Consider the following 25,794-nt stretch of genomic DNA (forward strand, 5'->3'; position numbering starts at 1 on the left):
TGTTGACTTGGTTAAAAAGCAAGGTGGGATCAGGCTGAGATCAGCCGATGATGCCCATGATGTCGGCTTCCTTCATGATCAGCAGGTCGACGCCGTCGAGCTTGACCTCGGTGCCGGACCACTTGCCGAACAGAACGCGGTCGCCGACCTTCACGTCGAGGGCAACCTGCTTGCCGCTTTCGTCGCGGGCGCCAGGACCAACGGCGATGACTTCGCCTTCAGCCGGCTTTTCCTTGGCGGTGTCGGGAATGATGATGCCGCCCTTGGTCTTTTCTTCGGACTCGACGCGCTTGACGACAACGCGATCGTGCAGAGGACGGAAATTGGTGCTTGCCATTGTCTAATCCCTCGATCAAATGACATTCGCGATCCCGGACGGGACCACATCGGAATTTGTTAGCACTCTCCCTCAGGGAGTGCCAGCGACGCTGAGATAAGAACAGGCTCTAAACGAGTCAAGCGTCTCGTGAAAAAAGGGAAGGTGCATGCCGGCCAAAAAAACCGACATTCACGACACCCAGGTCCTGACCGACCGCCGTGCATCCCCGACATTTTCCGAGCTAACCTCCGCCTTCGCCCGGATCGGCGTCCTCTCCTTCGGCGGCCCGGCAGCGCAGATCGCGCTGATGCACAAGATCTGCGTCGAGGAAAAGCGCTGGATCGATGAAGACCGTTATCTGCATGCCTTGAACTACTGCATGCTGCTTCCGGGCCCCGAGGCGCAACAACTTGCCACCTATATCGGCTGGCTCCTGCATGGCGTGCGCGGCGGCATTGTCGCCGGCCTGCTCTTCGTTCTGCCGGGCCTGGCCGTCATCCTCGGCCTGTCTGCGCTTTACGCGCTTTATCAGGAGACAAGCCTCGTCACCGGCCTCTTCTTCGGCTTGAAGGCAGCCGTGCTGGCGATTGTCGTCGAGGCGGTCATCCGCATCGGAAAGCGGGCGCTGAAGACGGCTTTTCATCGGGGACTGGCGGCCGCAGCCTTCTTCGCGCTCTTCCTGTTCTCCGTGCCGTTCCCGCTCGTCGTGCTCGCTGCTGCGCTCATGGGCTTGCTCCACGCACGAGGCAAGGAAACGTCGGCGGCGGAGATCTCGCAAGAGATCGGCGCGCGTCCCCCCTTTGCCAGTCAGGTGGCCACGCTTCTGTTCTGGATCGCGGTCTGGCTCGCACCTTTGCCGCTGCTGTGGTGGGCGCTGCCGGAAACGGCACTTCCCGAAGTCCAAAGCTTCTTCTCGAAGATGGCGCTCGTCACCTTCGGCGGCGCCTATGCGGTGCTTGCCTATGTCGCACAGGTCGCGGTCGATCACTATGCCTGGCTGAAACCCGGCGAGATGCTCGATGGTCTCGCACTCGCCGAGACGACGCCCGGCCCGCTGGTGCTCGTGCTCTCCTATGTCGGCTTCCTGGCCGGCTTCCGTCAAAGCGGTGCGCTCGACCCGCTCGTCGGCGGGTTGCTCGGTGGCTTAATCGCCGCCTGGGCCACTTTCATTCCGAGCTTCATCTGGATCTTCGCCGGTGCCCCCTATATCGAGCGGCTGCGCGGCAACCGACTGCTCAGTGCAGCCCTTTCGGCGATCACCGCCGCCGTGGTCGGCGTCATCCTCAATCTCGCCGTCTGGTTCGCACTGCATGTCGTCTTTACCCAGGTGGAGCCGGTCGATCTCGTCAGTTTAGGTCCGCTGACGCTCTCCGTTCCGCAGCCGGTCTGGTCCTCGCTCGACTGGCAGGCCCTGGTCATCGCCGTCATCTCGGCCGTCCTCATCTTCCGCTTCCATATCGGCATCGGCAAGACGCTGCTCGCTGCAGGCGCGCTGGGGCTGGCGGCCCGTTTCCTGCTCTGACGCTAAAGGCAACGGCTGCCAATTTCGGGCCTCACGACGCTTGCCCCTTGCCTTGCCGCCCGTCCTTTGCCATGTCACCGGACACACTTCGAGCAGTCAGGACAGATGATGACCCGCAGCATTTCCACCCTCGGTGACGTAACCGACGCCTATGACGTCATTCTCTGCGATGTCTGGGGCGTGCTGCACAACGGCATTGACGCCTTCCCGCTCGCCGGCGAAGCGCTGACCGCCGCGCGGGAAAAGGGCCTGACGGTGGTGCTGATTACCAATTCGCCCCGACCCGCCATCGGCGTCATCCCGCAGCTGCGCGCCATCGGTGTTCCCGACAGCGCCTATGACCGCATTGTCACGTCGGGCGATGTCACCCGCACGCTGATCGCCGCCGGACCGAAGAAGGTCTTTCTGCTCGGCCCCGAACGCGACCTGCCGCTCTTCGACGGTCTCGACGTGGAGGTGGTCTCGAAGGAAGAGGCAGACTGCGTGGTCTGCACCGGCTTCTTCGACGACGAGGTCGAGACACCGGAAGACTACCGCGACATGCTGACGGATTTTGTCGCCCGGAAGGTGCCGCTGATCTGCGCCAATCCGGATCTGGTCGTCGAGCGCGGTCACCGCATCATCCCCTGCGCCGGCGCTGTTGCCGCATTTTACACAGCACTCGGCGGCGAGACCCGCATCGCCGGCAAGCCGCATGCACCGATCTACGCCGCAACGCTGGCGGCGGCAAAGGAAGCCCGCGGCGACTTCGACAAGGCCCGCGTGCTCGCCATCGGCGACGGCATGCCGACCGACGTCAAGGGTGCCGTCGATGCCGGCCTCGACCTTCTCTACATCTCCGGCGGCATCCACGCTGCGGATTACGCGGCAAACGGCCTGACCGACGAGGGCAAGCTGCATGTCTTCCTCGATCGCGAAAAGGTCGCGCCGCAATACTGGATGCACAGGCTGGCATGAGGCGCATGCTGAGATGACCATCTTTCACCGCAATGAAAAGAAGGAACCGCTGCCCGCAGCGCTGCGCGGCGGCGTCGTTGCCATCGGCAATTTCGACGGGGTGCATCGCGGTCATCAGGCGGTATTGAACCGTGCCTTGGAGCGCGCCGAAGCGCTCGGCGTTCCCGCGCTGGTCCTGACCTTCGAGCCCCATCCGCGCACCGTCTTCAATCCGGACAAGCCGGTCTTCCGGCTCACCCCGCCATCCTTGCGCGCCCGCATCCTTCAGGCCATGGGCTTCCATTCGGTCATCGAATATCCCTTCGATCGGGAATTCTCCCAGCGCTCGGCCGAGGATTTCGTCCAGTCGATCCTGGGCGACTGGCTCGGCGCCAAGGAGGTCGTGACCGGCTTCGATTTCCATTTCGGCAAGGGAAGGGAAGGCGGCCCCGCCTACCTCATGCAGGCCGGAAGCCGCCACGGCTTCGGCGTCAGCCTCGTCGATGCCTTCCGCGACGAAGGGGCCGAGGTCATCTCATCCAGCCGCATCCGCGGCCTGATCGCAGACGGCGATGTTGCCCAGGCAGCTGGTCTCCTCGGCTATCGCTATACGGTCGAGGCGGAGATCATGAAGGGCCAGCAGCTTGGCCGGACGCTGGGTTTTCCGACAGCCAACATGCATCTGCCGCCGGAAGCGACGCTCAAGCCCGGCATCTATGCCGTCCGCTTCCGCCGGCCCGACGGCATCATCCGCGATGGTGTCGCGAGCTTCGGCTATCGCCCGACCGTCACCAGCAATGGCAATCCCTGGCTCGAAACCTTCGTCTTCGACTTCTCCGGCGATCTCTACGGCGAGACCTGCTCCGTCTCGCTCTTCGGCTTCCTGCGCGATGAGTGGAAGTTCGACGGGCTGGATCCGCTCGTCGCCCAGATCCACAAGGATGCGGAGGAGGCGAGGGCGCTGCTCTCGGGCGTCAAGCCGCTTGGGCCGCTCGACGCTGCGATTACCTTCTGAGGTAACACTCCACCGTCGTCGATGTGAGTTGCCGAGCCGCTCAGCGTCACATATGCATGGTCATATGTAAGATCGGCCCGTGACCCGGCGGGCGACGCTGGAGACTATCTTGACCGAATTCACCCCCTTGATGTCTTTCGCCGGAGGCCTGCTGATCGGCCTCTCGGCACTCCTCCTGATGCTGACCTGGGGCCGCATCGCCGGCATGACCGCGATCATCGGCGGCATTCTGCCGCCGCTCGGCGCCGACTGGTCCTGGAAAGCCGCTTTCCTCGCCGGCGCGATCCTGGCGCCGCTCGCTCTATCGGTCGGCGGCTATGAGGTCGAATATTCGGTACCGGTCTCCACCGCCGCCCTGATCATCGGTGGCCTGATCGCCGGCATCGGCGTCACCTTCGGTTCCGGCTGCACCTCCGGCCATGGCATCTGCGGCATGGCGCGCCTCTCGCGCCGCTCGATGGCCGCAACCGCCACCTTCATGGCCTTTGCGATCGGCACCGTCTTCCTCATCCGTCATGTCTTCGAGGTCTCGATCTGATGCGTTTCCTCATCGTTTTCTTCATCGGTGCGCTCTTCGGAACCGGGATTGTCCTCTCAGGCATGGCAAACCCCGCCAAGGTCCTCAACTTCTTCGACCTCGCCGGCAGCTTCGATCCGAGCCTCGCCTTTGTCATGGCCGGTGCGCTCGCGGTGGCAGCCCCCGGCTACGCGCTCCTTTTCCGCAGCCGGCAAAAGCCGCTCTTCGATGCGACCTTCCGCCTGCCCAAGGCGAACGACATCGACGCGAAGCTGATCGGCGGCTCCGCCGTCTTCGGAATCGGCTGGGGCATTGCCGGTTTCTGCCCGGGTGCATCGATCCCCGCACTCGGCCTCGGCCATGCGTCGGCAGCGATCTTCGTTGCGGCCCTGCTCGTAGGCATCCTGATCGCCCGGCGCCTCGCCAAGGCAGATTTCTTCGCCGATGCTCGGCGTTCAGGCTGAGCACTGCCTGCTGGCAACGCCCGGCCATCATCGCTTGACGCCTTGACCGCATTATCGCCTAGTGCGGCCAGCAAATCAGTTGAGACAGCCCGAAAGGCAATCCATGGCCACGACGCCGCGCAGACCCGCCAATCCGAAGGATGCCGCCGAGGCTCTGTTCAAGCCCGCAAAAAAGCCCGCAACCCCGGTGGTCGAGCGCCGTGCGCCGCCGCAGGTGAAGGAGCTGGTCTCGATCAAGCTCGACAGCGCGATCCTCGAACACTTCCAGAAGGACGGCCCCGGCTGGCAGGACCGCATCAACGACGCCCTGCGTGCGGTCGTCGAGGCGGAAAACAGTGGGTAGGAAGCCACGCACGGCACTCCATCTTGCCCCTTCCTTTCGCAACGAAAAACCCCTAAAGAACGCGGCGACATGACGTATCTTTCGGCGGCCCGGATCATTCGAATTATTGGCCCGGCCCTCCCGGTGGCTTGAAGAGCTGCGGGAAGGTCCGGGTTTTTGGCGTTGGGTTAGAAGCCCCGCGCCCGCTTGCCGCCACTCCAAGACGCAAATTCCGCGACCCCGAGGTCGCCCCATCCGATGGCTGATCCATGACCACTACCCCTGAAAAGATCGATTACTCCAAGACCCTCTATCTGCCCGAGACCGAATTCCCGATGCGCGCCGGCCTTCCCCAGAAGGAGCCGGAAATGGCGGCGAAGTGGAAGCAGATGGATCTTTACAAGCGCCTGCGCGCCTCGGCCGCCGGCCGCGAAAAATTCGTCCTGCATGACGGCCCTCCCTATGCCAACGGCAACATCCATATCGGCCACGCGCTGAACAAGGTTTTGAAGGACGTTATCACCCGCTCCTTCCAGATGCGCGGCTTCGATTCGAACTACGTGCCCGGCTGGGACTGCCATGGCCTGCCGATCGAGTGGAAGATCGAGGAAGCCTATCGCGCCAAGGGCAAGGACAAGAACGAAGTTCCGATCAACGAATTCCGCCAGGAATGCCGCGACTTCGCGCAGGGCTGGATCAACATCCAGGCGGAAGAATTTCGCCGCCTCGGCATCGAGGGCGACTTCGACAACCCCTACACCACCATGGCCTTCCATTCGGAAGCCCGCATCGCCGGCGAACTCCTGAAGATCGCCATGTCCGGCCAGCTCTATCGCGGCTCCAAGCCGATCATGTGGTCGGTCGTCGAGCGCACGGCGCTTGCCGAAGCCGAGGTGGAATATGCCGAGGTCGAGAGCGACACGATCTGGGTGAAATTCGCAGTGGTGGAAGGCGCAGATGAATTGAAGTCTGCCTCCGTCGTCATCTGGACCACCACCCCCTGGACCATCCCGGGCAACCGTGCGATCTCCTACTCTTCGAAGATCGAATACGGTCTCTACGAGATCACCGAAGCCACCAACGACTTCGGCCCGCAGCCGGGCGAAAAGCTGATCTTCGCCAAGCGCCTCGCCGAAGACGCGGCCACCAAGGCCAAGGTGACCTTCAAGCTCGTCCGCGATGTGACCGCGGCCGAACTCGGCGCGATCACCTGCGCGCACCCGCTGGCCGACTTGGGCTACACCTTTGCCGTCCCGATGCTCGATGGCGACCACGTCACTGACGACGCCGGTACCGGTTTTGTCCACACCGCCCCGTCCCACGGTCGCGAAGACTTTGAGGCCTGGATGGCAAATGTCCGCGCGCTTGAAGCCCGTGGCATCGACGTGAAGATCCCGTTCCCGGTCGATGATGCCGGCTTCTATACCGAAGACGCTCCCGGCTTTGGCCCCTTGGCCGAAGGCGGCGCTGCCCGCGTCCTCGACGACAACGGCAAGAAGGGCGACGCCAACAAGCGCGTCATCGAGGCCCTGATCGCCGCCGACAACCTCTTCGCCCGTGGCCGCATCAAGCACGAATACCCGCATTCCTGGCGCTCGAAGAAGCCGGTCATCTTCCGCAACACGCCGCAGTGGTTTGTCTACATGGACAAGGAACTCGGCGACGGCACGACGCTGCGCACCCGTGCGCTCTCCGCCATCGACCAGACCCGCTTCGTCCCCGCCGGCGGTCAGAACCGCCTGCGCGCCATGATCGAGCAGCGCCCGGACTGGGTTCTGTCGCGTCAGCGCGCCTGGGGTGTACCTATCTGCGTCTTCGCCGATGCGGAAGGCAATGTGCTGAAGGATGAGAAGGTCAATGCCCGCATCCTTGAAGCCTTCGAGAAGGAAGGCGCCGACGCCTGGTTCGCCGAAGGCGCCAAGGAGCGTTTCCTCGGAAACGAGCATGACGGCGACAAGTGGCAGATGGTCACCGACATCCTCGACGTCTGGTTCGACAGTGGCTCGACCCATACCTTCACGCTGGAAGATCGCCCGGATCTCAAGTGGCCGGCCGATGTCTACCTGGAAGGCTCTGACCAGCATCGCGGCTGGTTCCATTCCTCGCTGCTCGAAAGCTGCGCCACCCGCGGCCGCGCGCCCTACAATGCCGTCATCACCCATGGTTTCACCATGGCCGAAGACGGCCGCAAGATGTCGAAGTCGCTCGGCAATACGGTCACGCCGCAGGACGTCATGAAGGAGTCCGGCGCGGATATCCTGCGTCTCTGGGTCATGTCGACCGACTATGCCGAAGACCAGCGCCTCGGCAAGACGATCATCCAGACCAATATCGATGCCTACCGCAAGATCCGCAACACGATCCGCTGGATGCTCGGCACGCTCGCCCATGACAAGGGCGAGGAGATCGCCTATGCCGACCTGCCGGAACTCGAAAAGCTGATGCTGCACCGTCTGGCCGAACTCGATCAGCTGGTCCGCAAGTCCTACGACGAATTCGACTTCAAGCGCATCGTCCGCGCGCTCTCGGACTTCGCGAATGTCGAACTCTCGGCCTTTTACTTCGATATCCGCAAGGACACGCTCTACTGCGACGCGCCGTCGAGCCTGAAGCGTCGTTCGGCCCTCTTCGTCATCCGCAAGCTCTTCGATTGCCTGGTCCTGTGGTTTGCGCCGATGATGCCCTTCACCACGGAAGAGGCCTGGCTGTCGCGCGATCCAAAGGCCGAGTCGGTCCATCTCGAACAGTTCCCGGTGATCCCGGCCGACTGGTCGAACGAGGCGGTCGCCGAGAAGTGGAAGGGTGTGCGTGCCGTCCGCCGCGCGGTCACCGGCGCGCTCGAGATCGAGCGCAAGGAAAAGCGCATCGGTTCTTCGCTGGAAGCCGCTCCGGTCGTCCATGTCGCCGATGCGGAGCTTCTGAAGGCTCTCGACGGTCTCGATTTCGCCGAGATCTGCATCACCTCTGACATCTCTGTTGTCGCAGGTGAAGGTCCTGATGAAGCCTTCCGTCTCGACGATGGCACGAAGGTCGCCGTCGAGCCGAAGCTCGCCGAAGGCACGAAATGCGCCCGCTCCTGGAAGATCACCAAGGATGTCGGGTCCGATCCGGACTATCCTGAGGTTTCGGCGCGTGATGCCCAGGCGCTGCGTGAACTCGCGGCACTCGGATAAGGAAATGTGACCGGATGATTTGCGCTTTTGCGGGTCATCCGGTAAAACTGCCTGAAATTGGCCGAAATCGACCGGCAGGGCTGGTCGCGAGTATTCGGCACGACTGATGTAACTGCGGCGAGGCTGGTAGGCATTCATGAATTCGGCATATCTGTTCAGAGTTGGCCTCGGTCTGGTTGGCCTTTTCGGCGTCACGGCCAGCCTGTCCGGCTGCGTCGGCAGCCCGACCTACGGCACTGACAAGACGGCAATGGAGCAGCTGGTGGATGACGTCGGCTCGGCCGTGTCGATCGCCCCGCGCGAAGCTGCCAACAAGGGCACGAAGTACAACCCGCGTCCGGATCTCGTGCTGCCGCCGGGCGGCACGCAGACGGCTGCGCTTGTTGCGCCACAGGCTTCCGTCGCAAGCCGCGAAAACAATCCGGAATGGGTGGAATCGCCGGAGGAGGCGCGTGAGCGTCTCGTCGCCGAAGCCGACGCCAATGCGGACAACCCGCGCTACCGTTCGCCGCTGCTTGCCGGCTACGGCACGGCAGGCACCATGACCGAGACCCAGAAGTGGCAGGCCTTCCGCGAGGCGCGCCAGCTGCAGAAGGGCGCCTATCTCGACCAGCGCCGTCTTCTCTCCGATCCGCCGGCCGAATATCGCCAGACCCAGGACGTCGCTCTGACCGACCTGGGCGAGCCGGAAGCCAAGAAGGAAAAGCGTCGCAAGAAGGAAGCCAAGGCTGCCCAGCAGACCAGCTCCTGGTGGATGCCTTTCCAGTAAACCTTTTATCGATATCGTGAATACCGGGGCAGGGCGGCAACGACCTGCCCTTTTGCTTGAGGTCGTCAGATGAACTTCACCATTCGCCCCGCCACGCCGGAAGATGCCGCCGTCATCCTCGGCTTCATCACCGAACTCGCCGTCTATGAAAAGGCGGGCCATGAGGTTGAGGCAACCGAGGAGACGGTCCGATCCTCGATCTTCGGCGAAGGCTCGGTGACGGATGCGGTGATCCTGGAGGCCGACGGCAAGCCGGCCGGTTTTGCCGTCTGGTTCTACAGCTATTCCACCTGGCAGGCGAAGAACGGCCTCTATCTGGAGGATCTCTACGTCTCCCCCGACTTCCGCGGCTCCGGCGCCGGAAAGCTGCTTCTCAAACATCTCGCACGTGTGGCGGTGGAAAAGGGATGCGGCCGCTTCGAGTGGAGCGTGCTCGATTGGAACGAGCCGGCCATCCGCGTCTATGACGCCGTCGGTGCCGAGCCGCAGAACGAATGGATCCGCTACCGATTGGCCGGCCAGAAGCTCAAGGATTTCGCCGGCATCGCATGAGGCGGCTTCAAGACCGCCCTTTTACTCTTCGTTTTCCACCGTGCGGGCGACAAGCGCCATGTGCAGCGCCTGGAGCGCCGGGCCGATGAAGGAAACCCAAAGCAGCGCCATGTTGCGCTCCGCGTGGTCATGCCGAGACAGCACGAAGATCAGGCCGATGATCGTCAGCATCAGGACGGGCGTCGTCGCGATCGCGAGAAGACGAGGCGCCCGCCAGTTCACGGTGCCGTCTGCCGACCACTGCATTGGCAGGCGGTCGCTATGCGGCGCGACGTTGCGATAGGCCCAGAAGGCAATGGCAGCCATGCCGGCGATCGACAGCGTGAGCGCAACAAAGATCATCAATCCCTCCGATCCTGGAAGAAGGCCCTGAGCATTTCGGCCGCTTCGCTTTCGCGAATGCCGGAATAGACATCCGGCACGTGATGGCAGGTGGGCTGCGCGAAGAAGCGGACACCATTCTCGACCGCGCCACCTTTGACATCGCCGGCAGCATAATAGAGTCGCCTCATCCGGGCAAAGGAGATTGCCGCCGCACACATGGTGCAGGGTTCGAGCGTCACATAGAGATCGGCCTCAACGAGTCGTTCGTCGCCCACGGCAGCCGCGGCACGTCGGATGGCGAGGATCTCTGCATGGGCGGTCACGTCATTGAGCGCCCTTGTCTCGTTGCCGGCCCGACCGAGGATGCGTCCGTCGCGCACAACCACGGCGCCGATCGGAACCTCGCCACGCTCGCCGGCCGCACGCGCCTCCTCGAACGCCGCCTCCATGAAGCCGTTTGTCTTCTCCATGCCTGAACTTTCCACTTAACCAGAGCCGCGCGACCTGATACGACAGCCCAAACCACAGGCAAACAGCAAATGACATTCAAAGACAAGTCCAGGCGTCCGGGGGCGAAGTCCTCCGACCGCGGCGGCAAGCCGCAAACCCGAAAGCCGTCCGCAGCCTCAGCAGACAAGCCCGCGTCGAAGCCCGCCCGCGCGCCCCGCGCCGAGGCGCCGGCCGGCGACGAGGCCATGAAGCCCGAGCGCATCTCCAAGCTGCTCGCGCGTGCCGGCGTCGCATCCCGTCGCGACATCGAGCGCATGATCACGGAAGGCCGCGTTTCCGTGAACGGCAAGGTGCTCGAAACACCGGTGCTGAACGCAACGCTCGCCGACAAGATCGAGGTCGACGGCCAGCCGATCCGCGGCATCGAACGCACACGCCTCTGGCTCTACCACAAGCCGGCCGGTCTTGTGACGACCAATTCCGATCCGGAAGGCCGCCCGACGGTGTTCGAGAACCTGCCGGAAGAACTGCCACGGGTCATGTCGATCGGTCGCCTCGACATCAACACCGAGGGTCTGCTGCTGCTCACCAATGACGGTGGTCTTGCGCGCGTCCTGGAACTGCCGACCACCGGCTGGCTGCGGCGTTATCGCGTGCGCGCCTATGGCGATATCGACCAGCCGGCGCTTGATGCGCTGAAGGAAGGCATCGCCGTCGACGGCGTGCTCTATGGCGCGATCGACGCGACGCTCGACCGCAAGCAGGGCCACAATGCCTGGATCACGATGGGTCTGCGCGAAGGCAAGAACCGCGAGATCAAGAACGTGCTTGGCGCGCTCGGCCTCGAGGTCAACCGCCTGATCCGCATCTCCTATGGCCCGTTTCAGCTCGGCGATCTGCCGGAAGGCCAGGTGGTGGAAGTGCGCGGCCGCATGCTGCGTGACCAGCTTGGTCCCCGCCTGATCGAGGAATCCAAGGCAAATTTCGACGCACCGATCTACAGCCATGGCGCGGAGACGGACGAGGAAGACGCTGCAGCGCCGGCCAAGAAGTCCGGCCGCGAGCCGAAGGCCGACTGGGGCCGTGACGAGCGCTCTTCCGAGAAGAAGCGCTCAGGCTCGAACGATCGGGGTGACAAGGGTGACCGCCGCGAGCGGGCGCTCGGCCGTCTCGATACCCGCCGCGACGATGGCAACTCCGGCGACAAGTTTGCCGACAAGCAGAAGCGGCCCGCTGGCAACACCAAGGGCAGGACGGCAAATGTCTGGATGGCCCCGGGTGCCCGGCCGCTCGGCGAAAAGGCGGCCGCTGCCGCTGCCCGCCGCAAGCCTGATCCGCGCGGCGCAAAAAACGCCGATCGTTTCGACGACAGGCCGACCTCGACCGTCAAGATCACCCGTGCTCGCGACGAAGAGGGTGATTGGATCCGCGCCGATGGCCCGGATCAGAAATCGGGTGCACGCGAAGGCGGCCGTGGCGGAAAGCCCGGCGGTTTCGGTGCCCGTCCCGCCCGCCGGGAGGGAGAGGACCGTGCTCCCCGCCGCGACTTCGGCGACCGTGCCGAGCGCACTCCCCGTCGAGACGGCGAAGATCGCGGACCGCGTCGAGAGTTCTCCGATCGTGGTCCGAAGCGCGATTTCGGCGATCGCCCCGCACGCGGTGATCGTCCGCGCGACGACAGACCCCGCGATGACAGGCCCCGTGGCGAGCGTCCGTTCGGTGACAAACCGCGCGGTGGCAAGCCCTTTGGTGACAAGCCAGCCGGCAAGTCCTTCGGTGGAAAGCCTTCGGGCAAGCCGGGTGGAAAGTCCTTTGGTGGCAAGCCAGGCGGCAAGAGCTTCGGTGGCAAGCCGGGTGGCCGTCCTGCAGGTGGCCCGCGCTCCGGTGGTCCGGGGGCTAAGCCTTCCGGCAGCCGCGGTGGCGCGCCCAAGGGCAAGAGGTAAGCCGGCATGCGCATCGTCGGCGGAGAATTCCGTGGCCGGACGCTGGCCACGCCGAAGTCGAATGACATCCGGCCGACCATCGACCGGACGCGCGAAAGCCTGTTCAACATCCTCGCGCATGCCCATCCGGGCGTGCTCGAAGGCACCCGCATCCTCGATCTCTTCGCCGGCACCGGTGCCGTCGGCATCGAGGCTCTGTCGCGCGGCTGCAAGTCGGCGCTCTTCGTCGAAAACAGTGTCGAGGGCCGCAGCCTTCTCTGGGAAAACATCGATGCGCTCGGCCTGCATGGCCGCGCCCGCATCCTGAGGCGCGACGCGACCAATCTCGGACCGGCCAACAACATCGAGCCCTTCGAGCTTCTCTTCGCCGATCCGCCTTACGGCAAGGGCCTTGGCGAAAAGGCGTTGCTTGCGGCGCATCAGGGTGGCTGGCTGGCCAAGGATGCGCTGGTCATCCTTGAAGAACGCAGTGATGTGCAGGTCTCCGTCGATCCGGTTTTCGCCTTTGTCGAAGAGCGGACCTTCGGTGACACGAAAATGTACTTCTTTTCCTATAGGTCGTCCTGATCCCGTCAGTGGAGAAAGACTGAGTCTATGGATCTTGTCGCCGAAACCCCCATCCCCTCCAATCCCGTGAAAGCCGATCCGACGATCGGCGTGGCGCTCGGGGCAGGGGGTGCCCGCGGCTTTGCGCATATTCCGGTGCTCGAAGTCTTCGATGAACTCGGCATCAAGCCGGCGCTGATCGCCGGCTCCTCAATGGGGGCGATCCTGGGAGCCGGTTATGCCGCCGGCATGAGCGGTCGTGACATCCGGGACTACACGCTCTCCCTTGCCGACAATCGCGGCCTCGTTCTCAACCGCTTCTGGAGCCTGCGCCCCGCCAGCATCCGTGCGCTGGGCGGCTTTCGTCTCGGGCAGTTCAACCTGCCGCGCCTGTTGCGCGCCTTCCTGCCGCCGCAGATCCCCGAAACCTTTGCCGAACTCGGCCTCCCCCTGACCGTCATTGCGACTGACTATTACGGCCAGTGTGAGATGGTGCGGACCGAAGGCGATCTCTATGAAGCGCTGTCGGCCTCTGCAGCCATTCCCGCCCTGTTTGCACCCGTCACCATCGACGGTCGGTTGATGATCGACGGCGGCATCTTCAACCCGGTGCCCTACGACCATCTGGTCGGCAAGGTCGACATCATGATCGCCGTTGATGTGATCGGCGCGCCAGAGGGCGACGGCTCACTGGTTCCCAACCGCATCGACAGCCTGTTCGGCGCCTCGCAGCTGATGATGCAGTCGCATATCGCGCTGAAGATGAAGATCTGCCAGCCCGACATCTATCTGCGCCCCGACGTCAACAGCTACAAGGTGTTGGACTTCTTCAAGGCGCGGCAGATCCTGGAGATCTGCGATCGCCTCAAGGATCCGTTGAAGCGCGATATCGCCGCGCGCATGGAAGACTTCGTCCGTCGCTGAGCGATCAGGCGGCCGGAACTTCTCGTTCCTCCTCGACCGCCTGGATCGCCTTTTTCGGCTTGACCAGCGGCTCGGGCTTCACCGGGCGCTTGTGGATCAATTCGCGGCCCGCAAGGATCCCCTCCTGCGCCTGAAGCTTCAGCCGTTCCTCGTCGCGGCGGCGAATGTCTTCGCCGATCGTATAGGCCTCGTCCTCCGAGGCGCCGAGCCCTTCCAGCGTGCGCCGACCGAAGAGCAGGCCGGACTCGAAAGTCTCGCGCAGCTCGTATTCCACATCCTTGGCGCGAAGCTCCAGGCTGTGAACCCGGTCATAGGAGCGCACGAAGAGACGCACATCCGGATATTCCGAGCGAATGAGGTCGACGATCTTGTCGGTGATCTCCTTCTTGTGCGTGCAGACGGCGACGATCTTGGCCTTCTCGATCCCGGCGGCCCGCAGCATGTCGAGGCGCGTGCCATCGCCGAAATAGATCCTAAACCCGAAGGTTGCCGCCTGCCGGATACGGTCCGGGCTGTCGTCGAGGATGGTGACGTCCCGGCCGCTCGCCAGAAGGATCTGCGCGGCGATCTGGCCAAAGCGCGAGAAGCCGATCATCAGGACGTCCGAGCCCGCACCCTCGAAGTCTTCGTCCATCTCCTCCTTCTCCGTCGCGTCGCGCGACAGCAGCCGCTGGCCGATCAGCGCGGTGAGCGGCGTCAGCGCCATTGAGAGCGTCACGATCGAGATGAGCAGCGAGGACTGCGCGCCGGTGAACAGGCCGGCTGCGGCTGCGGTGGTAAAGAGTACGAAGCCGAATTCGCCACCCTGCGGCAAAAGCATGCCGATCCGGATGGCGTCATTATGCGTGGAGCCGGCGATCCGGCAGATCGCATAGATGATCAGCGCCTTCACCGCCATGAGGACGGGCACGGCGATCACGATCAGCAACAGGTTGTCGACGATGACCTGCAGCTCCATCGACAGGCCGACCGCGATGAAGAAGAGCGCCAGCAGAAGCCCGCGGAACGGCTCGATATCGGCCTCCAGTTCATGGCGATAGGAGGATTCCGCGAGCATCACGCCGGCAAGGAAGGCGCCCATGGCCATGGAGAGACCTGCCACCTGCATGAGATAGGCCGATCCCAGCACGACGAAGAGGGCAGCGGCAATCATGACTTCCCGCGCCCCCGTCCGGGCAATGATCTGGAACATGGGCGTCAGCAGATACCGGCCCGCCAGGATCATGGCGATCACCGCACCCACGGCAATCCCCACCTCCAGGATCGGCGACTGCTGTGCCTCACCGCCTTGCGAGCCGAGAACCGACACCATGGCCAGAAGGGGCACGATCGCCAGATCCTGGAAGAGCAGGATCGAAAAGGAGCGTTGGCCATAGCGGCTGTTCATGTCGCCATAGTCTTCCAGCAACTGCAGCGCAAAGGCGGTGGAGGAGAGCGCGAGGCCGAAGCCCGCAACCAGCGCCCCTCGCCAGTTGAGAAGACCTGCCGCATAAACCAGTCCCGTCAGGGCCAATCCTGTGAGCACCACCTGGCTTGTCCCGAGCCCGAAGATGTCGCGCCGCATGGTCCACAATCGGCTGGGTTTGAGCTCCAGCCCGATGATGAAGAGCAGCAGCACCACGCCGAGTTCGGCGACCGCCAGAATCTCGCCGGAGCCGCCGATCAGATGCAGCACGGGGCCGATCACGACGCCCGCGGCAAGATAGCCGAGAACGGTGCCGAGCCCCAGTTTTCGGAAGATCGGCGCTGCGATCACCGCGCCGCCGAGCAGCAACAGGGGTTGGGTGAAAAGAGCTTCGCTTGCGCCTGCCAATGCCATTCTCCTCGTCCGCCGGCATAAGCCGCGCTTGCTCGCCTGGTGCCATGCCGGGCTCGTGATCGGAAAACCCCGAACCGCCCTTGATGCACCTTGTGTTGCACAATAAATGGAGCGGGAAGGAAAGGCCAACCCATGCCCAATCAAATCGATTCCGCCAATCTCCTCGAACGCGCAGAGCAGCTTGTGGACCTCGCCATGAAGGCCGGTGCCGACAAGGCGGATGCCGTGGTCGTCCGCTCCCGGTCCAAGGGCGTTAGCGTCCGACTTGGCAAGGTCGAGTCGACCGAGGCCTCCGAAAGCGACGACTTTTCACTGCGCGTCTTCGTCGGCCGCCAGGTTGCCAGCGTCTCGGCCAATCCGGGCTTCGATCTGAAGGCACTGGCCGAGCGGGCCGTGGCCATGGCCAAGGTGTCGCCCGAAGATCCCTTTGCCGGCCTGGCCGACGAGAGTGAGCTTGCCCGCGACATTCCCGACCTACAGCTCTTCGATGACACGGATGTCTCAAGCGACGAGTTGCGCGAAAGCGCGCTCGCCATGGAGGAGGCGGCCCGGTCGGTGAACGGCGTCAGCAATTCGCTGGGTGCAGGTGCCTCCGCCGGCATGGGCGGTCTCGTGCTCGTCACCTCGCACGGTTTTTCCGGCAGCTATGCCGGCTCGCGTTTCTCCCGCTCTGTCGGCGTCATTGCCGGTGTGGGCACCAAGATGGAGCGCGACCACGACTTCGACAGCCGCCTCTATTTTGCCGAGCTCGACAGCCCCGAAGAGATCGGTCGCCGCGCCGCCGAGCGTGCGATCCGTCGCCTGAACCCGCGCCAGGTCCCGACGGCATCCAACCTGACCGTTGTCTTCGACCCCCGCGTCGCCCGCGGTTTCGTCGGTACGATCGCCGGTGCGATCAACGGGTCGTCCGTCGCCCGCAAGACGTCCTTCCTGCGCGACAAGATGGGCCAGCAGGTGTTGAAAGCCGGCCTCAGCATCACCGATGATCCGCTGAAGGTGCGCGGCTCCTCCTCACGGCCCTTTGACGGCGAAGGCGTCTCCGGCACGCCACTCACCATGATCGAGGACGGTGTGCTGAAACACTGGTTCCTCTCTTCGTCCGTTGCCCGGGAATTGGGTTTGAAGACCAATGGCCGTGGTGTGCGTGGCGGCACGTCGGTCTCGCCATCCTCTACCAATCTCGCATTGGAGCCAGGTGACATCTCGCCGGAGGAGCTGATCCGCAGCGTCGGCACAGGGCTCTATGTCACCGATATGATCGGCAGTGGCGTCGACATGATCACTGGCGAGTATAGCCGCGGCGCGAGCGGCTTCTGGATCGAAAACGGCGAGTTGACCTATCCGGTCTCCGAGATCACGCTGGCGTCCAACCTGAAGCAGATGTTCATGCGGATCACGCCGGCCAACGACATCGACCGGAAGTTCGGCGTCGCCGCGCCCACGCTTGCCATTGAGGGCATGACCCTTGCCGGACTCTGATCGACAGACACCGCCCGGTCCGCGCTTCGACTGGCAGGCGGATCTGAGGCTGATAACCGAGGCCGCGCGCGAGGCCGGCAAGGTGGCCATGGCCCATTTCGGCCAGTCGCCGGAAGTCTGGTGGAAGAACGAGGGCCGCTCGCCGGTCAGCGCGGCCGACTACGCCGCCAACCGGATCCTTGAAGAAATCCTCCGCCACGCCCGGCCGAATTACGGCTGGCTTTCGGAAGAGACGGATGACGATCCGGCGCGCCTCTCCTGCGACACTCTCTTTGTCATCGATCCGATCGACGGTACCCGTGCCTTTCTTGCCGGCAAGGATACGTGGTGCGTCTCGGTTGCCGTGGTCTACAAGGGAGCGCCGGTGGCAGGCATTCTGGTGGCGCCATCGCTCGGGGAAGAATTCACCGCAACGATCGATGGACCTGCCCGTCGCAATGGCCAGGACATTGCGGTATCCGCGGCCGGCATCGAAGACAGCCTGAAACTCGCCTCCGCCCAGGACATGGTCGCAAGCTTCAGCCCGGTCCTCAGACCCCGGATCGAGAGGGTGGAGCATATCCCCTCGCTCGCCTACCGACTGGCGCTGGTCGCCGACGGGCGCATCGATGCGACGCTCGTCAAGAAGAGCTCGCATGACTGGGATCTCGCCGCAGCCGATCTGATCCTTGCCCGCGCCGGTGGCGGGATCACAGATCTCGACGGGCAGCCCCTGGTATACAATCGGGAAGAGGTCACCCACCCGGTGCTCTGCGCAGCATCGGCCGAGCTTCTTCCGGCATTGCTCAAGAACATCTCCCGAATTCCTCGGAGTTGACCTTTGGGGCGAAATCGCGCAGATGGTTCCCCACAGACTAGGAATAAGAAAAGGCCGCGAACATGACGGAAACCAACGAAAACAAGCAGCTTCTCCATCTGGTTTTTGGCGGTGAATTGTCGAGCCTAGAAGAGGTCCAGTTTCGCGATCTGAATGCCCTCGACATCGTCGGCATCTTCCCCGATTACGCCAGCGCGCTCGTCGCCTGGAAGGCGAAGGCTCAGGCCACGGTCGACAATGCGCATATGCGTTATTTCATCGTTCACATGCACCGACTGTTGAACCCTTCGGATAAGTGAACCAGGGGTCGGCGGTGCTCCCAAAACCGCCGTTCACGACCCGCAAGGGTCACGTTTTGAACTCAGTCTTCTTGCATCTCTAGTGTGCGTAGCGCCGCCTCCGAAAAGGGCTGAATGGCATTGTCGATGAAGATGAGCAGGTTCGATCGATGGCACTGAGCGATGGCCTAGCCTCCTTCGCCTTGACATCCTACGGCTGGCTGGGCCTTGCTGCCTACCCGCTGTCTCGGCCCCTGCTTGCCTATCGTGCAGCCAAGGGCAAGGAAGACCGGGCCCGCCGTGCCGAGCGCTTCGGCCATGCAAGTCTCGCAAGACCCGTCGGACCGCTTGTCTGGATCCATGCCGCGAGCGTCGGCGAAACCACCGCCGTCATGTCGCTGATGCGGGAACTGCGCCGCCGCGACATCCATGTGCTGCTGACCACCGGCACCGTAACGTCGGCGGAAGTGGCGAAGAACCGTCTCGGCGACATGGTCCTGCACCAGTATGTGCCGCTCGACCTCCTGCCGTCGATCCGCCGCTTCCTCGATTACTGGCAGCCGGATGTCGCGATCGGTGTGGAGTCCGAGATCTGGCCGACGACGCTTGCCGAGCTGCATCGCCGGCATATCCCGCAGATCCTCGTCAATGCCCGCATGTCCGATCGTTCCTTCGATCGCTGGAAGCGGCATTCATCGATTGCAGAAACCCTGTTCGGCAAGCTCGCGCTGGTGATCGCCCAGTCCGATCTCGACGCAGAGCGCTTCCGGGATCTCGGCGCCTGGCCGGTCAGCGTCTCCGGCAATATCAAGGTCGACAGCGATGCGCCGCCCTGCGACGAGCAGGTGCTTGAGCGCTACCGCCAACAGATCGGCAATCGCAAGACCTGGGCGGCCATCTCCACCTTCGACGGTGAAGAGAAGATCGTCTCCATGGTGCATCGTGCGCTGAAGGCCCATACCGGCCTGCTCAGCGTGCTTGTCCCGCGCCACCCGGAGCGCAGCGATGAGATCGAAGCCATGCTGGTCGAAAAGGGGCTGGTCGTTGCCCGCCGTACCCGCGGGGATGTGATCACGCCGGAGACGGATGTCTTCCTGGGCGATACGATCGGCGAAATGGGTCTCTATCTCAGGCTGACGGAAGTCGCCTTTGTCGGACGTTCGCTCTCGGCCGAAGGGGGGCAGAACCCGCTGGAGCCCGCCATGCTCGGCTGTGCCGTTCTGTCCGGTCCCCAGGTCAGCAATTTCCGCGAAAGCTACCAACGTCTGGTCCGCAAGGGCTCTGCCCGCATCGTTCGCGATGCCGAAATGCTGGCCAAGGCCGTGCACTTCCTGCTGAACAATGATGTGGCACGCTCCAAGATGATCGACGCCGGGCAGGAAAGCATGCAGGAAATGCGCGGTGCGCTTACGGCAACGCTTAAGGGGCTCGAACCCTATATCAGCCCGCTCTCCGTCAAGGCCAAGCTGGAACCGCGCATCGCCGGCCAGAGCTGAGACACCAGCCAGGAATTGTTTCATGCAGCAGAAGTCCAAGATCGCCGGCATCCTGTTCGATAAGGACGGGACGCTGCTCGACTTCGATGCCAGCTGGGGACCGGTCAATCGCGAGGTCGCGCTGATGGCCGCCGATGGTGACCAGGCACTCGCCGATCGCCTGCTCCTCGTCTGCGGCATGGATCCCGCGAGCGGCGCGATCGTGCCCGACAGCCTGTTTGCGGCCGGCAACACGCTCGAGATCGCCGAAGGCATGATCAATGCTGGCTCGCCCTTCATGGTCGAAGCGCTGGTGCCGAAGATCGACGACTGCTTCGCCAAGGCTGCGGAGTTCTCAGTGCCGGTCACCGAACTTGAGCCTCTGTTTGCCCGCCTGCATGGCAAGGGCCTGCGCCTCGGCATTGCCTCCAGTGACAATGAACGCTCGATCAAGGTGGCGGCTGAGCGTTTCGGCATCCTGCCCTATATCGATTTCATTGCGGGCTATGACAGCGGCCATGGCAGCAAGCCGGAGGCCGGCATGGTTCTCGGCTTCTGCAAGGCGACGGGTCTTGCCCCGGCAGAAGTGGCCGTCGTCGGCGACAACAATCATGACCTTCACATGGGCAGGAATGCCGGTGCGGGTCTGAAGATCGGTGTCCTCTCCGGAACCGGCTCGCGCGAGACGCTGACGCTGCATTCCGACATGGTCCTCGCTGACATCACCGAGCTGGAAGCTGTCCTCGCCTGACCAAGGCGTGCCATTTCGGCACGGCCGCGCTTGACCATTCTGCGTTGCAATGGTTCTTGTTGCGCCCACAGGACGGCGTCAGAGGGGCGCCGGGGTCAGGACAGGGACGAGAATGGTATCCGAGGCACCGCCTTTCTGGTGGACCAAGACCGGTTGGCAGGCGATCTGCCTTTATCCGCTCTCCTTCGTCTATGGCCGCATCTCCGGTGCCATCCTGCAGCACCGCCGCCGGCATCCTCTGCCTGTGCCGGTAATCTGCGTCGGTAATTTCACCGTCGGCGGTGCGGGCAAGACGCCGACGGCCATCGCGATCGCGCGTGCCGCGAAGGCGAGGGGGCTCACCCCCGGTTTTCTGAGCCGTGGTTATGGCGGCTCGCTCGACGTCACCACTGTCGTTGATCCGCATCATCATCGTTCGACGGCTGTAGGCGACGAACCGCTTCTGCTCGCCCGCGAGGCACTGACCGTGATTTCCCGCCGCCGCGTGGCCGGTGCGGAAAAGCTGGTCGCCGAAGGCGCGGACCTGATCATCATGGACGATGGGTTTCAGAGCGCCCGGCTCCATGTCGACTACGCCCTGATCGTGATCGACAGCATGCGAGGCATCGGCAATGGCTGGGTCGTGCCTTCAGGGCCGGTCCGCGCGCCGATCCCGGTTCAGATGCGCCATCTGGATGCGATCCTGAAGGTGGGCAAGGGAGATGCCGCGGACCAGTTCGTCCGCCAGGCCTCCCGCAGCGGCAAACCGGTTCTGGTCGCAGACGTCATGCCTCAGTCCGGCGGAGATCTCTCCGGTCGGTCGGTGCTGGCTTACGCAGGCATCGCCGACCCGAGAAAGTTCTACCGCACCCTGGAAGAGCTTGGCGCCGTAATTGCCGACCGCCAGGATTTCCCCGATCACCATCATCTGGCCGATGACGAGATATCGGATCTGCTGGCACGGGCTGAGAAGCAAGGCTTGCAACTCGTGACCACGGCCAAGGACAGCGTCCGCCTTGCCGGCGGCCATGGTCGCGCAGCCGAGCTTCAGGAAAAATCGAAAGTGGTGGATGTCGACATGGTCTTCGATGACCCCAAGGCGCCGGACCTGATCATCGATCGCGCCATCGAAGCCTGCCGCCTGCGGCGTCTGGCCGCGAAGGCCTGATCAGCGGCGCTGGTTGGGCAGAGCGCCTGCACGCTTTTCGGCTTCCAGCGAAGCGGCGGCATCGACATAGGCTTCCTGGCGCGCGACGCTCCAGTATTTGAGCTCGTCGACCATGACGGGCCGCCCGGTGATCGCACAGGTGACGAAGGTCCCGGGCGTCAGGATCTGGAAATCGGCATCGAGATAGCGGATCTTGGCTTCGCGGTTTCCGCCGCCTTCGAAACGGTTCATCACTCTTCTCCTGCGCCGGGTGTCACGGACCTGCAATACAGCGCCCTCCCGGCGAATGAAAGATGGCTCATTTGAAAACCCGCCAAGCGAGCGCTCAACTGCGCCCGAACAGCCGTTCGATATCGGAGAGCTTCAGTTCCACATAGGTCGGCCGGCCATGATTGCACTGGCCCGAACCCGGCGTCTGCTCCATCTGCCGAAGCAGCGCATTCATTTCCTCGACCCTGAGCCGCCGGCCCGAACGCACGGAGCCATGGCAGGCCATGGTGGCGGCGACATGTTCGAGCTTCGCGGACAGCCTGTCGGCCGTATCCCATTCGGCAATCTCGTCGGCGAGATCGCGCACGAGCTGCGTCGCATCCATTTCGCCGAGCATCGCGGGTGTCTCGCGCACCGCAATCGCCCCCGGTCCGAAGCGCTCGATTGCAAGCCCAAGCTGCTCCAGGCTTTCCGCATGGGTCATCAGCCGATCGCAATCCTCTTCCGGCAGGTCGACGATCTCGGGGATGAGCAGCCCCTGCGACGGGAGCCTCCGACCTGTGAGCGCCTTTCGCATCTGCTCGAATACCAGGCGCTCATGCGCGGCATGCTGGTCGACGATGACGAGACCATCCTCCGTCTGCGCCACGATGTAATTCTCATGCACCTGCGCCCGCGCAGCACCAAGCGGGTAACTCGAGATCGCTTCGACGGTCGCGCTTTGGACCGCGGGCGAGGGCGGCGTGGTCTCGCTGCGGGCGGTCGGGACGGAGAGGCTGTCGAAGGCCGCCTGCACCGTCTCGCCAAAGCCGCGGGGAGCCGACACTGCGGCTGCCGCCAAGCCACCGCCGAAGCTCGGCGTGGCTCCGTAAAGGGGACGGGACGGGGAATTCGCCGACGACCAGGCCTGTGTCGGCTGCGGTGAAAACCCGGGACGAAACGCACGCAGCATGCCGCCGGCGCCGGTCGTTGCCGCCCGGTCGCCCTCCCGTTGAAGGGATTGCCGGATGGCACCGACGATCAGCCCGCGCACCAGGGCCGGATCCCGGAAGCGGACATCCGATTTCGCCGGATGCACGTTGACGTCGACCAGCGCCGGGTCGAGTGTCAGTGACAACACGGCGACGGGATAACGCCCCTGCGGGATCGTCTCGGCATAGGCACCCCGGATCGCCGACAGGATCTGTTTGTCCTGCACGGGACGGCCGTTGACGAAGGCGTATTGATGGGCAGAATTGCCCCTGTTGAAGGTCGGCACGCCGGCAAAGCCTGTCAGCCGCACATCCTCGCGCTCGGCGTCGAGCTCGATGGCATTGTCCTTGAAATCGGCGCCCAGCACCTGGGCGATGCGCGCGAGATGGTCGTCGCCGGTGCCGGGAAATTCGAGCGTCGAGCGGTCGGTGCCCGAGAGCACGAAGCGGATGGCCGGAAAGGCGATCGCCATGCGCTTGACGATCTCGGTGATCGCGCCTGCTTCCGCCTTTTCCGTCTTCATGAATTTCAGCCGGGCCGGCGTGGCGAAGAACAGGTCGCGCACCTCGACCGTGGTGCCCGGATTGGCGGCAGCAGGCCTGACATCGCCGACCTTGCCGCCGACCACGGCGATCTCAGAACCACTGTCTGCGCCCGGCGGGCGGCTGGTAATCGTCAGCTTGGCGACCGAACCGATCGAGGGCAGGGCCTCGCCGCGAAAGCCCAGCGACCGGATGTCGAACAGCGTCTCGTTGAGCTTCGATGTGCAATGCCGGCGGATGGCGAGCGCCAGATCCTCCGGTCCCATGCCGCAGCCATTGTCGATGACGCGCAAAAGCGTCTTGCCGCCACCGGCGGTCGCCACTTCGATGCGCGTGGCGCCCGCGTCGATCGCGTTCTCGATCAATTCCTTCGCCGCGCTGGCCGGTCGTTCGATGACCTCGCCCGCGGCGATCTGGTTGATGAGCGTTTCGGAAAGCTGCTTGATGATCATGTCGCCATTTTCCCGGATTCGGAGCTTGGACGAAAGGCGAAATCGTAAGGCGGGTACCTTCATGCCCATCATTAAGTGGCCCTTAACGGAATGTCTCTAGTTTGAACAATGGCTTGCAATGTTCCATCAGCAAGCCTGCTGACGGTGATTTGAGGATATAGGCCGGGTGTTCCTCTGAGATTTCACCGTCTGAAATGCGCTCCGGCATGTCTCCATGATGGCATCAGCCCCCTAATTCTTGCCGTGCAAGGCGGTGAGATTCCGAGAGGCAGCAGTGTGAGCGAGTTTCCACCGGCCCCCGACCAGGACAAGAGACGGCAGGGGCACGACAATCCGTCGGCCGAAGTCGGGCTCGATGCTGCCCTGCTGGATGCCGTGTCTGAAGCTTTCTCCTCGGGCTTCATCATCTATGACCGCAACGACCACCTGATCTTTGCAAGCCGCAGCGCCCGCCAGTTTCTGCCCCTGCCGGCCTCCTTCTTCGAGCCCGGCACGCGCCTGAGAGACATCCTCGGCGCCGCTTACGATCTTGGCCTGCGCCATGCCGCGAGCGGCCAGTCCGACAGCGCCTCGCTGAGCCGCGAGGAATGGCTCACCCGCCAGATTGCCGCCCACTGGAAAGAGCGGCACGAAATCCAGTCCTGCGACAACGACAAGCGTTGGACCCGCTTCTCCAAGCGCCGGCTCTCGTCCGGCTTCGGCTTCTGCGTGATGAGCGACATCACCGAGCAGAAGCGCCGGGACGAACAGTGGCGCGCCGACGTAGAGCGCGTGCAGCTGACGGAAGAGATCCTCGACAATCTCGCCCATCCGGTCTTCGTGCAGGACCGCAATCTTCAGCTTGTCGCCGTCAACAAGGTGTTCTGCTCGGCAATCTCCGTCGGCGCGGACAACGCCCTTGGCAGCACGATCACGACGCTCTTCGAGGCCCAGGTCGCCGAAAGGCTCGCGACTGCGTCCCGTCAAGTGCTCGAGACCGGCGTCACGTCTTCCCTGACCTTGCCGATGCGTCTCTACGGGGACCCGCCGCGGCCGATCCTGGTCCATGTCCAGCGTGTTGGAAAGCCGGGCCGCTATCTGGTGGTATCGAGCTTCGGCGAAGTGGGTGGTGCTGCCGATTTCGCCGCACCGCACGAGCCGCAGATCGTGGAGCCTCGCGAACCTGAACCGTCCTACGGCACGGACGACGGCCGCCTCAATGGACGCAAGGCGCTGATCGTCACCGGCGACCGCGAGTTCGAGACAAGGGCGCTCGAGATCATGCAGTTGCTGGGGCTCGACAGCTGCTGTGTCCGTGACGAGGCGGAACTCGATGCCTTCCTCTCGGTTGCCCGGTCCGTCGGCGTGAGCATCGATCTTGCAATCGTCGACGCCGACCTCGACAGCCGCTGCTTGGAACTGCTGCAGGCGGTGGATGTGGACTATATCACGATCCCGGCCTTCGATATTTCCGGCGATCTCGCCTTCAGCGTTCTCGATCGCCTGACGGCCCTCCAGGCGCCGCCTGTCCCGGCGGATGACTGGGAGATCACCACGGAAGACATTCCGCTCTCGCCGTCGATCGAAGCGGCGTCCTTTGTCGCCGCTCCCCCAGCCGCGGCAACCCCGTCGTCGCCGTCTCTCGTGCTTGTGGCCGAGGACAACGAGATCAACCAGATCGTCTTCTCGCAGATCCTCGAAGGACTGGGTTACGCCTATCGGATCTGCGCCGATGGTGAGACCGTCGTTCGGCTGCGCAGCGAGTTGAATCCGGCCATCATCCTGATGGACGTGACCTTGCCCGGTATCAATGGTTTCGAGGCCGCGCGCCGCATCCGGCAACTGCCGGAAGAGCTGGGCGCGCAGACCCCGATCATCGGCGTGCTCGCCCAGGCGTTCGATCGCGACCGCGAAGCCTGCTTCGCCTCGGGCATGGACGACGTCATCCTCAAGCCCTTGAGCCCCGATGTTATCGATCAGGCAATCCGTCGTCTGGTCCCTGAGATCGCCCGGATCGCCTCGACCGCCTGATATCCCCCGATTTTTGGGGAGGCCGGGCCGCGCTCTCATGCGGCATCGATATGATTATCTTAATGT

Annotated in this window: 25 protein-coding genes; 19 read left to right on the plus strand and 6 right to left on the minus strand. The window is 63.7% G+C overall.

Annotation, left to right across the window (positions count from 1 at the left end):
- Positions 1-40: 40 nt before the first annotated feature.
- The gene (groES, locus tag M1E12_RS01855) at positions 41-337 is read right to left on the minus strand and encodes a co-chaperone GroES (protein WP_062276043.1); all 297 of its coding nucleotides are present in this window, start codon (positions 335-337) and stop codon (positions 41-43) included.
- Positions 338-485: 148 nt separating this feature from the next.
- Between groES and chrA the strand changes: the two genes are divergently transcribed.
- From chrA to M1E12_RS01900, 9 genes are all read left to right on the plus strand, one after another.
- Positions 486-1,841 carry a chromate efflux transporter gene (gene chrA / locus M1E12_RS01860; RefSeq protein WP_479563547.1) on the plus strand — a complete coding sequence of 452 codons (1,356 nt, stop codon included), beginning with the start codon at positions 486-488 and terminating at the stop codon, positions 1,839-1,841.
- A 108-nt stretch (positions 1,842-1,949) separates the two neighbouring features.
- Complete coding sequence (locus M1E12_RS01865) at positions 1,950-2,798, plus strand: TIGR01459 family HAD-type hydrolase (protein ID WP_479564797.1); 849 nt, start codon at positions 1,950-1,952, stop codon at positions 2,796-2,798.
- A gap of 13 nt (positions 2,799-2,811) precedes the next feature.
- Positions 2,812-3,792 carry a bifunctional riboflavin kinase/FAD synthetase gene (locus tag M1E12_RS01870; RefSeq protein WP_479563548.1) on the plus strand — a complete coding sequence of 327 codons (981 nt, stop codon included), beginning with the start codon at positions 2,812-2,814 and terminating at the stop codon, positions 3,790-3,792.
- Between the two features lie 109 nt (positions 3,793-3,901).
- Complete coding sequence (locus tag M1E12_RS01875; RefSeq protein ID WP_479563549.1) at positions 3,902-4,330, plus strand: YeeE/YedE family protein; 429 nt, start codon at positions 3,902-3,904, stop codon at positions 4,328-4,330.
- On the plus strand, positions 4,330-4,773 hold the full coding sequence (locus M1E12_RS01880) for a DUF6691 family protein (protein ID WP_479563550.1): 444 nt from the start codon (positions 4,330-4,332) through the stop codon (positions 4,771-4,773). The genes M1E12_RS01875 and M1E12_RS01880 overlap by 1 nt, the downstream gene beginning before the upstream one ends.
- Before the next feature lie 103 nt (positions 4,774-4,876).
- Entirely contained in the window at positions 4,877-5,116 is a 240-nt protein-coding gene (locus M1E12_RS01885) for a BrnA antitoxin family protein (protein ID WP_479563551.1), read from the plus strand.
- A 248-nt stretch (positions 5,117-5,364) separates the two neighbouring features.
- The gene (gene ileS, locus M1E12_RS01890; protein ID WP_479563552.1) at positions 5,365-8,268 is read left to right on the plus strand and encodes an isoleucine--tRNA ligase; all 2,904 of its coding nucleotides are present in this window, start codon (positions 5,365-5,367) and stop codon (positions 8,266-8,268) included.
- A gap of 136 nt (positions 8,269-8,404) precedes the next feature.
- Entirely contained in the window at positions 8,405-9,037 is a 633-nt protein-coding gene (locus M1E12_RS01895; protein ID WP_113462041.1) for a hypothetical protein, read from the plus strand.
- Positions 9,038-9,106: 69 nt separating this feature from the next.
- On the plus strand, positions 9,107-9,589 hold the full coding sequence (locus M1E12_RS01900; RefSeq protein ID WP_479563553.1) for an N-acetyltransferase family protein: 483 nt from the start codon (positions 9,107-9,109) through the stop codon (positions 9,587-9,589).
- A 21-nt stretch (positions 9,590-9,610) separates the two neighbouring features.
- On the opposite strand, the gene M1E12_RS01905 is transcribed toward M1E12_RS01900, so the two are convergent.
- Positions 9,611-9,931: a hypothetical protein gene (locus tag M1E12_RS01905; RefSeq protein ID WP_479563554.1), complete on the minus strand. Its 321-nt coding sequence runs from the start codon at positions 9,929-9,931 to the stop codon at positions 9,611-9,613.
- The gene (locus M1E12_RS01910) at positions 9,931-10,383 is read right to left on the minus strand and encodes a nucleoside deaminase (RefSeq protein WP_479563555.1); all 453 of its coding nucleotides are present in this window, start codon (positions 10,381-10,383) and stop codon (positions 9,931-9,933) included. Before M1E12_RS01910 ends, M1E12_RS01905 begins: the two co-directional genes overlap by 1 nt.
- Before the next feature lie 69 nt (positions 10,384-10,452).
- On the opposite strand from M1E12_RS01910, the gene M1E12_RS01915 reads away from it, so the two are divergent.
- Genes M1E12_RS01915 through M1E12_RS01925 form a run of 3 tightly spaced genes read left to right on the plus strand, consistent with a single transcriptional unit; the run spans position 10,453 to position 13,776 of the window.
- Positions 10,453-12,306 (plus strand): pseudouridine synthase, encoded by a 1,854-nt coding sequence (locus M1E12_RS01915; protein ID WP_479563556.1) that lies wholly within the window; start codon positions 10,453-10,455, stop codon positions 12,304-12,306.
- Positions 12,307-12,312: 6 nt separating this feature from the next.
- Entirely contained in the window at positions 12,313-12,873 is a 561-nt protein-coding gene (rsmD, locus tag M1E12_RS01920; protein ID WP_310240657.1) for a 16S rRNA (guanine(966)-N(2))-methyltransferase RsmD, read from the plus strand.
- A gap of 27 nt (positions 12,874-12,900) precedes the next feature.
- A complete protein-coding gene (locus M1E12_RS01925; RefSeq protein WP_113462035.1) occupies positions 12,901-13,776 on the plus strand; it encodes a patatin-like phospholipase family protein in 876 nt (291 codons plus the stop codon).
- 4 nt (positions 13,777-13,780) lie between these two features.
- Here the strand turns inward: M1E12_RS01925 and M1E12_RS01930 are convergent, their stop codons facing one another.
- The gene (locus tag M1E12_RS01930; RefSeq protein WP_310282684.1) at positions 13,781-15,595 is read right to left on the minus strand and encodes a monovalent cation:proton antiporter-2 (CPA2) family protein; all 1,815 of its coding nucleotides are present in this window, start codon (positions 15,593-15,595) and stop codon (positions 13,781-13,783) included.
- A 132-nt stretch (positions 15,596-15,727) separates the two neighbouring features.
- Here M1E12_RS01930 and M1E12_RS01935 point away from each other — a divergent pair, with 132 nt between their 5' ends.
- From M1E12_RS01935 to lpxK, 6 genes are all read left to right on the plus strand, one after another.
- Positions 15,728-17,074: a TldD/PmbA family protein gene (locus tag M1E12_RS01935; protein WP_479563557.1), complete on the plus strand. Its 1,347-nt coding sequence runs from the start codon at positions 15,728-15,730 to the stop codon at positions 17,072-17,074.
- Positions 17,061-17,891: a 3'(2'),5'-bisphosphate nucleotidase CysQ gene (locus tag M1E12_RS01940; RefSeq protein WP_479563558.1), complete on the plus strand. Its 831-nt coding sequence runs from the start codon at positions 17,061-17,063 to the stop codon at positions 17,889-17,891. The genes M1E12_RS01935 and M1E12_RS01940 overlap by 14 nt, the downstream gene beginning before the upstream one ends.
- A 62-nt stretch (positions 17,892-17,953) precedes the next feature.
- Entirely contained in the window at positions 17,954-18,190 is a 237-nt protein-coding gene (locus M1E12_RS01945) for a DUF4170 domain-containing protein (protein ID WP_113462031.1), read from the plus strand.
- A gap of 155 nt (positions 18,191-18,345) precedes the next feature.
- A complete protein-coding gene (gene waaA / locus M1E12_RS01950; protein ID WP_167495021.1) occupies positions 18,346-19,665 on the plus strand; it encodes a lipid IV(A) 3-deoxy-D-manno-octulosonic acid transferase in 1,320 nt (439 codons plus the stop codon).
- Positions 19,666-19,687: 22 nt separating this feature from the next.
- Positions 19,688-20,395 carry an HAD family hydrolase gene (locus M1E12_RS01955; RefSeq protein WP_479563559.1) on the plus strand — a complete coding sequence of 236 codons (708 nt, stop codon included), beginning with the start codon at positions 19,688-19,690 and terminating at the stop codon, positions 20,393-20,395.
- 112 nt (positions 20,396-20,507) lie between these two features.
- A complete protein-coding gene (lpxK, locus tag M1E12_RS01960; RefSeq protein WP_479563560.1) occupies positions 20,508-21,542 on the plus strand; it encodes a tetraacyldisaccharide 4'-kinase in 1,035 nt (344 codons plus the stop codon).
- Here the strand turns inward: lpxK and M1E12_RS01965 are convergent, their stop codons facing one another.
- Entirely contained in the window at positions 21,543-21,773 is a 231-nt protein-coding gene (locus tag M1E12_RS01965; RefSeq protein WP_162548179.1) for a DUF2093 domain-containing protein, read from the minus strand.
- Between the two features lie 94 nt (positions 21,774-21,867).
- The gene (gene mutL, locus M1E12_RS01970) at positions 21,868-23,718 is read right to left on the minus strand and encodes a DNA mismatch repair endonuclease MutL (protein WP_479563561.1); all 1,851 of its coding nucleotides are present in this window, start codon (positions 23,716-23,718) and stop codon (positions 21,868-21,870) included.
- Between the two features lie 276 nt (positions 23,719-23,994).
- On the opposite strand from mutL, the gene M1E12_RS01975 reads away from it, so the two are divergent.
- The gene (locus M1E12_RS01975; RefSeq protein ID WP_479563562.1) at positions 23,995-25,728 is read left to right on the plus strand and encodes a response regulator; all 1,734 of its coding nucleotides are present in this window, start codon (positions 23,995-23,997) and stop codon (positions 25,726-25,728) included.
- Positions 25,729-25,794: the final 66 nt, after the last annotated feature.

The organism is Rhizobium sp. K33, assembly GCF_056501445.1.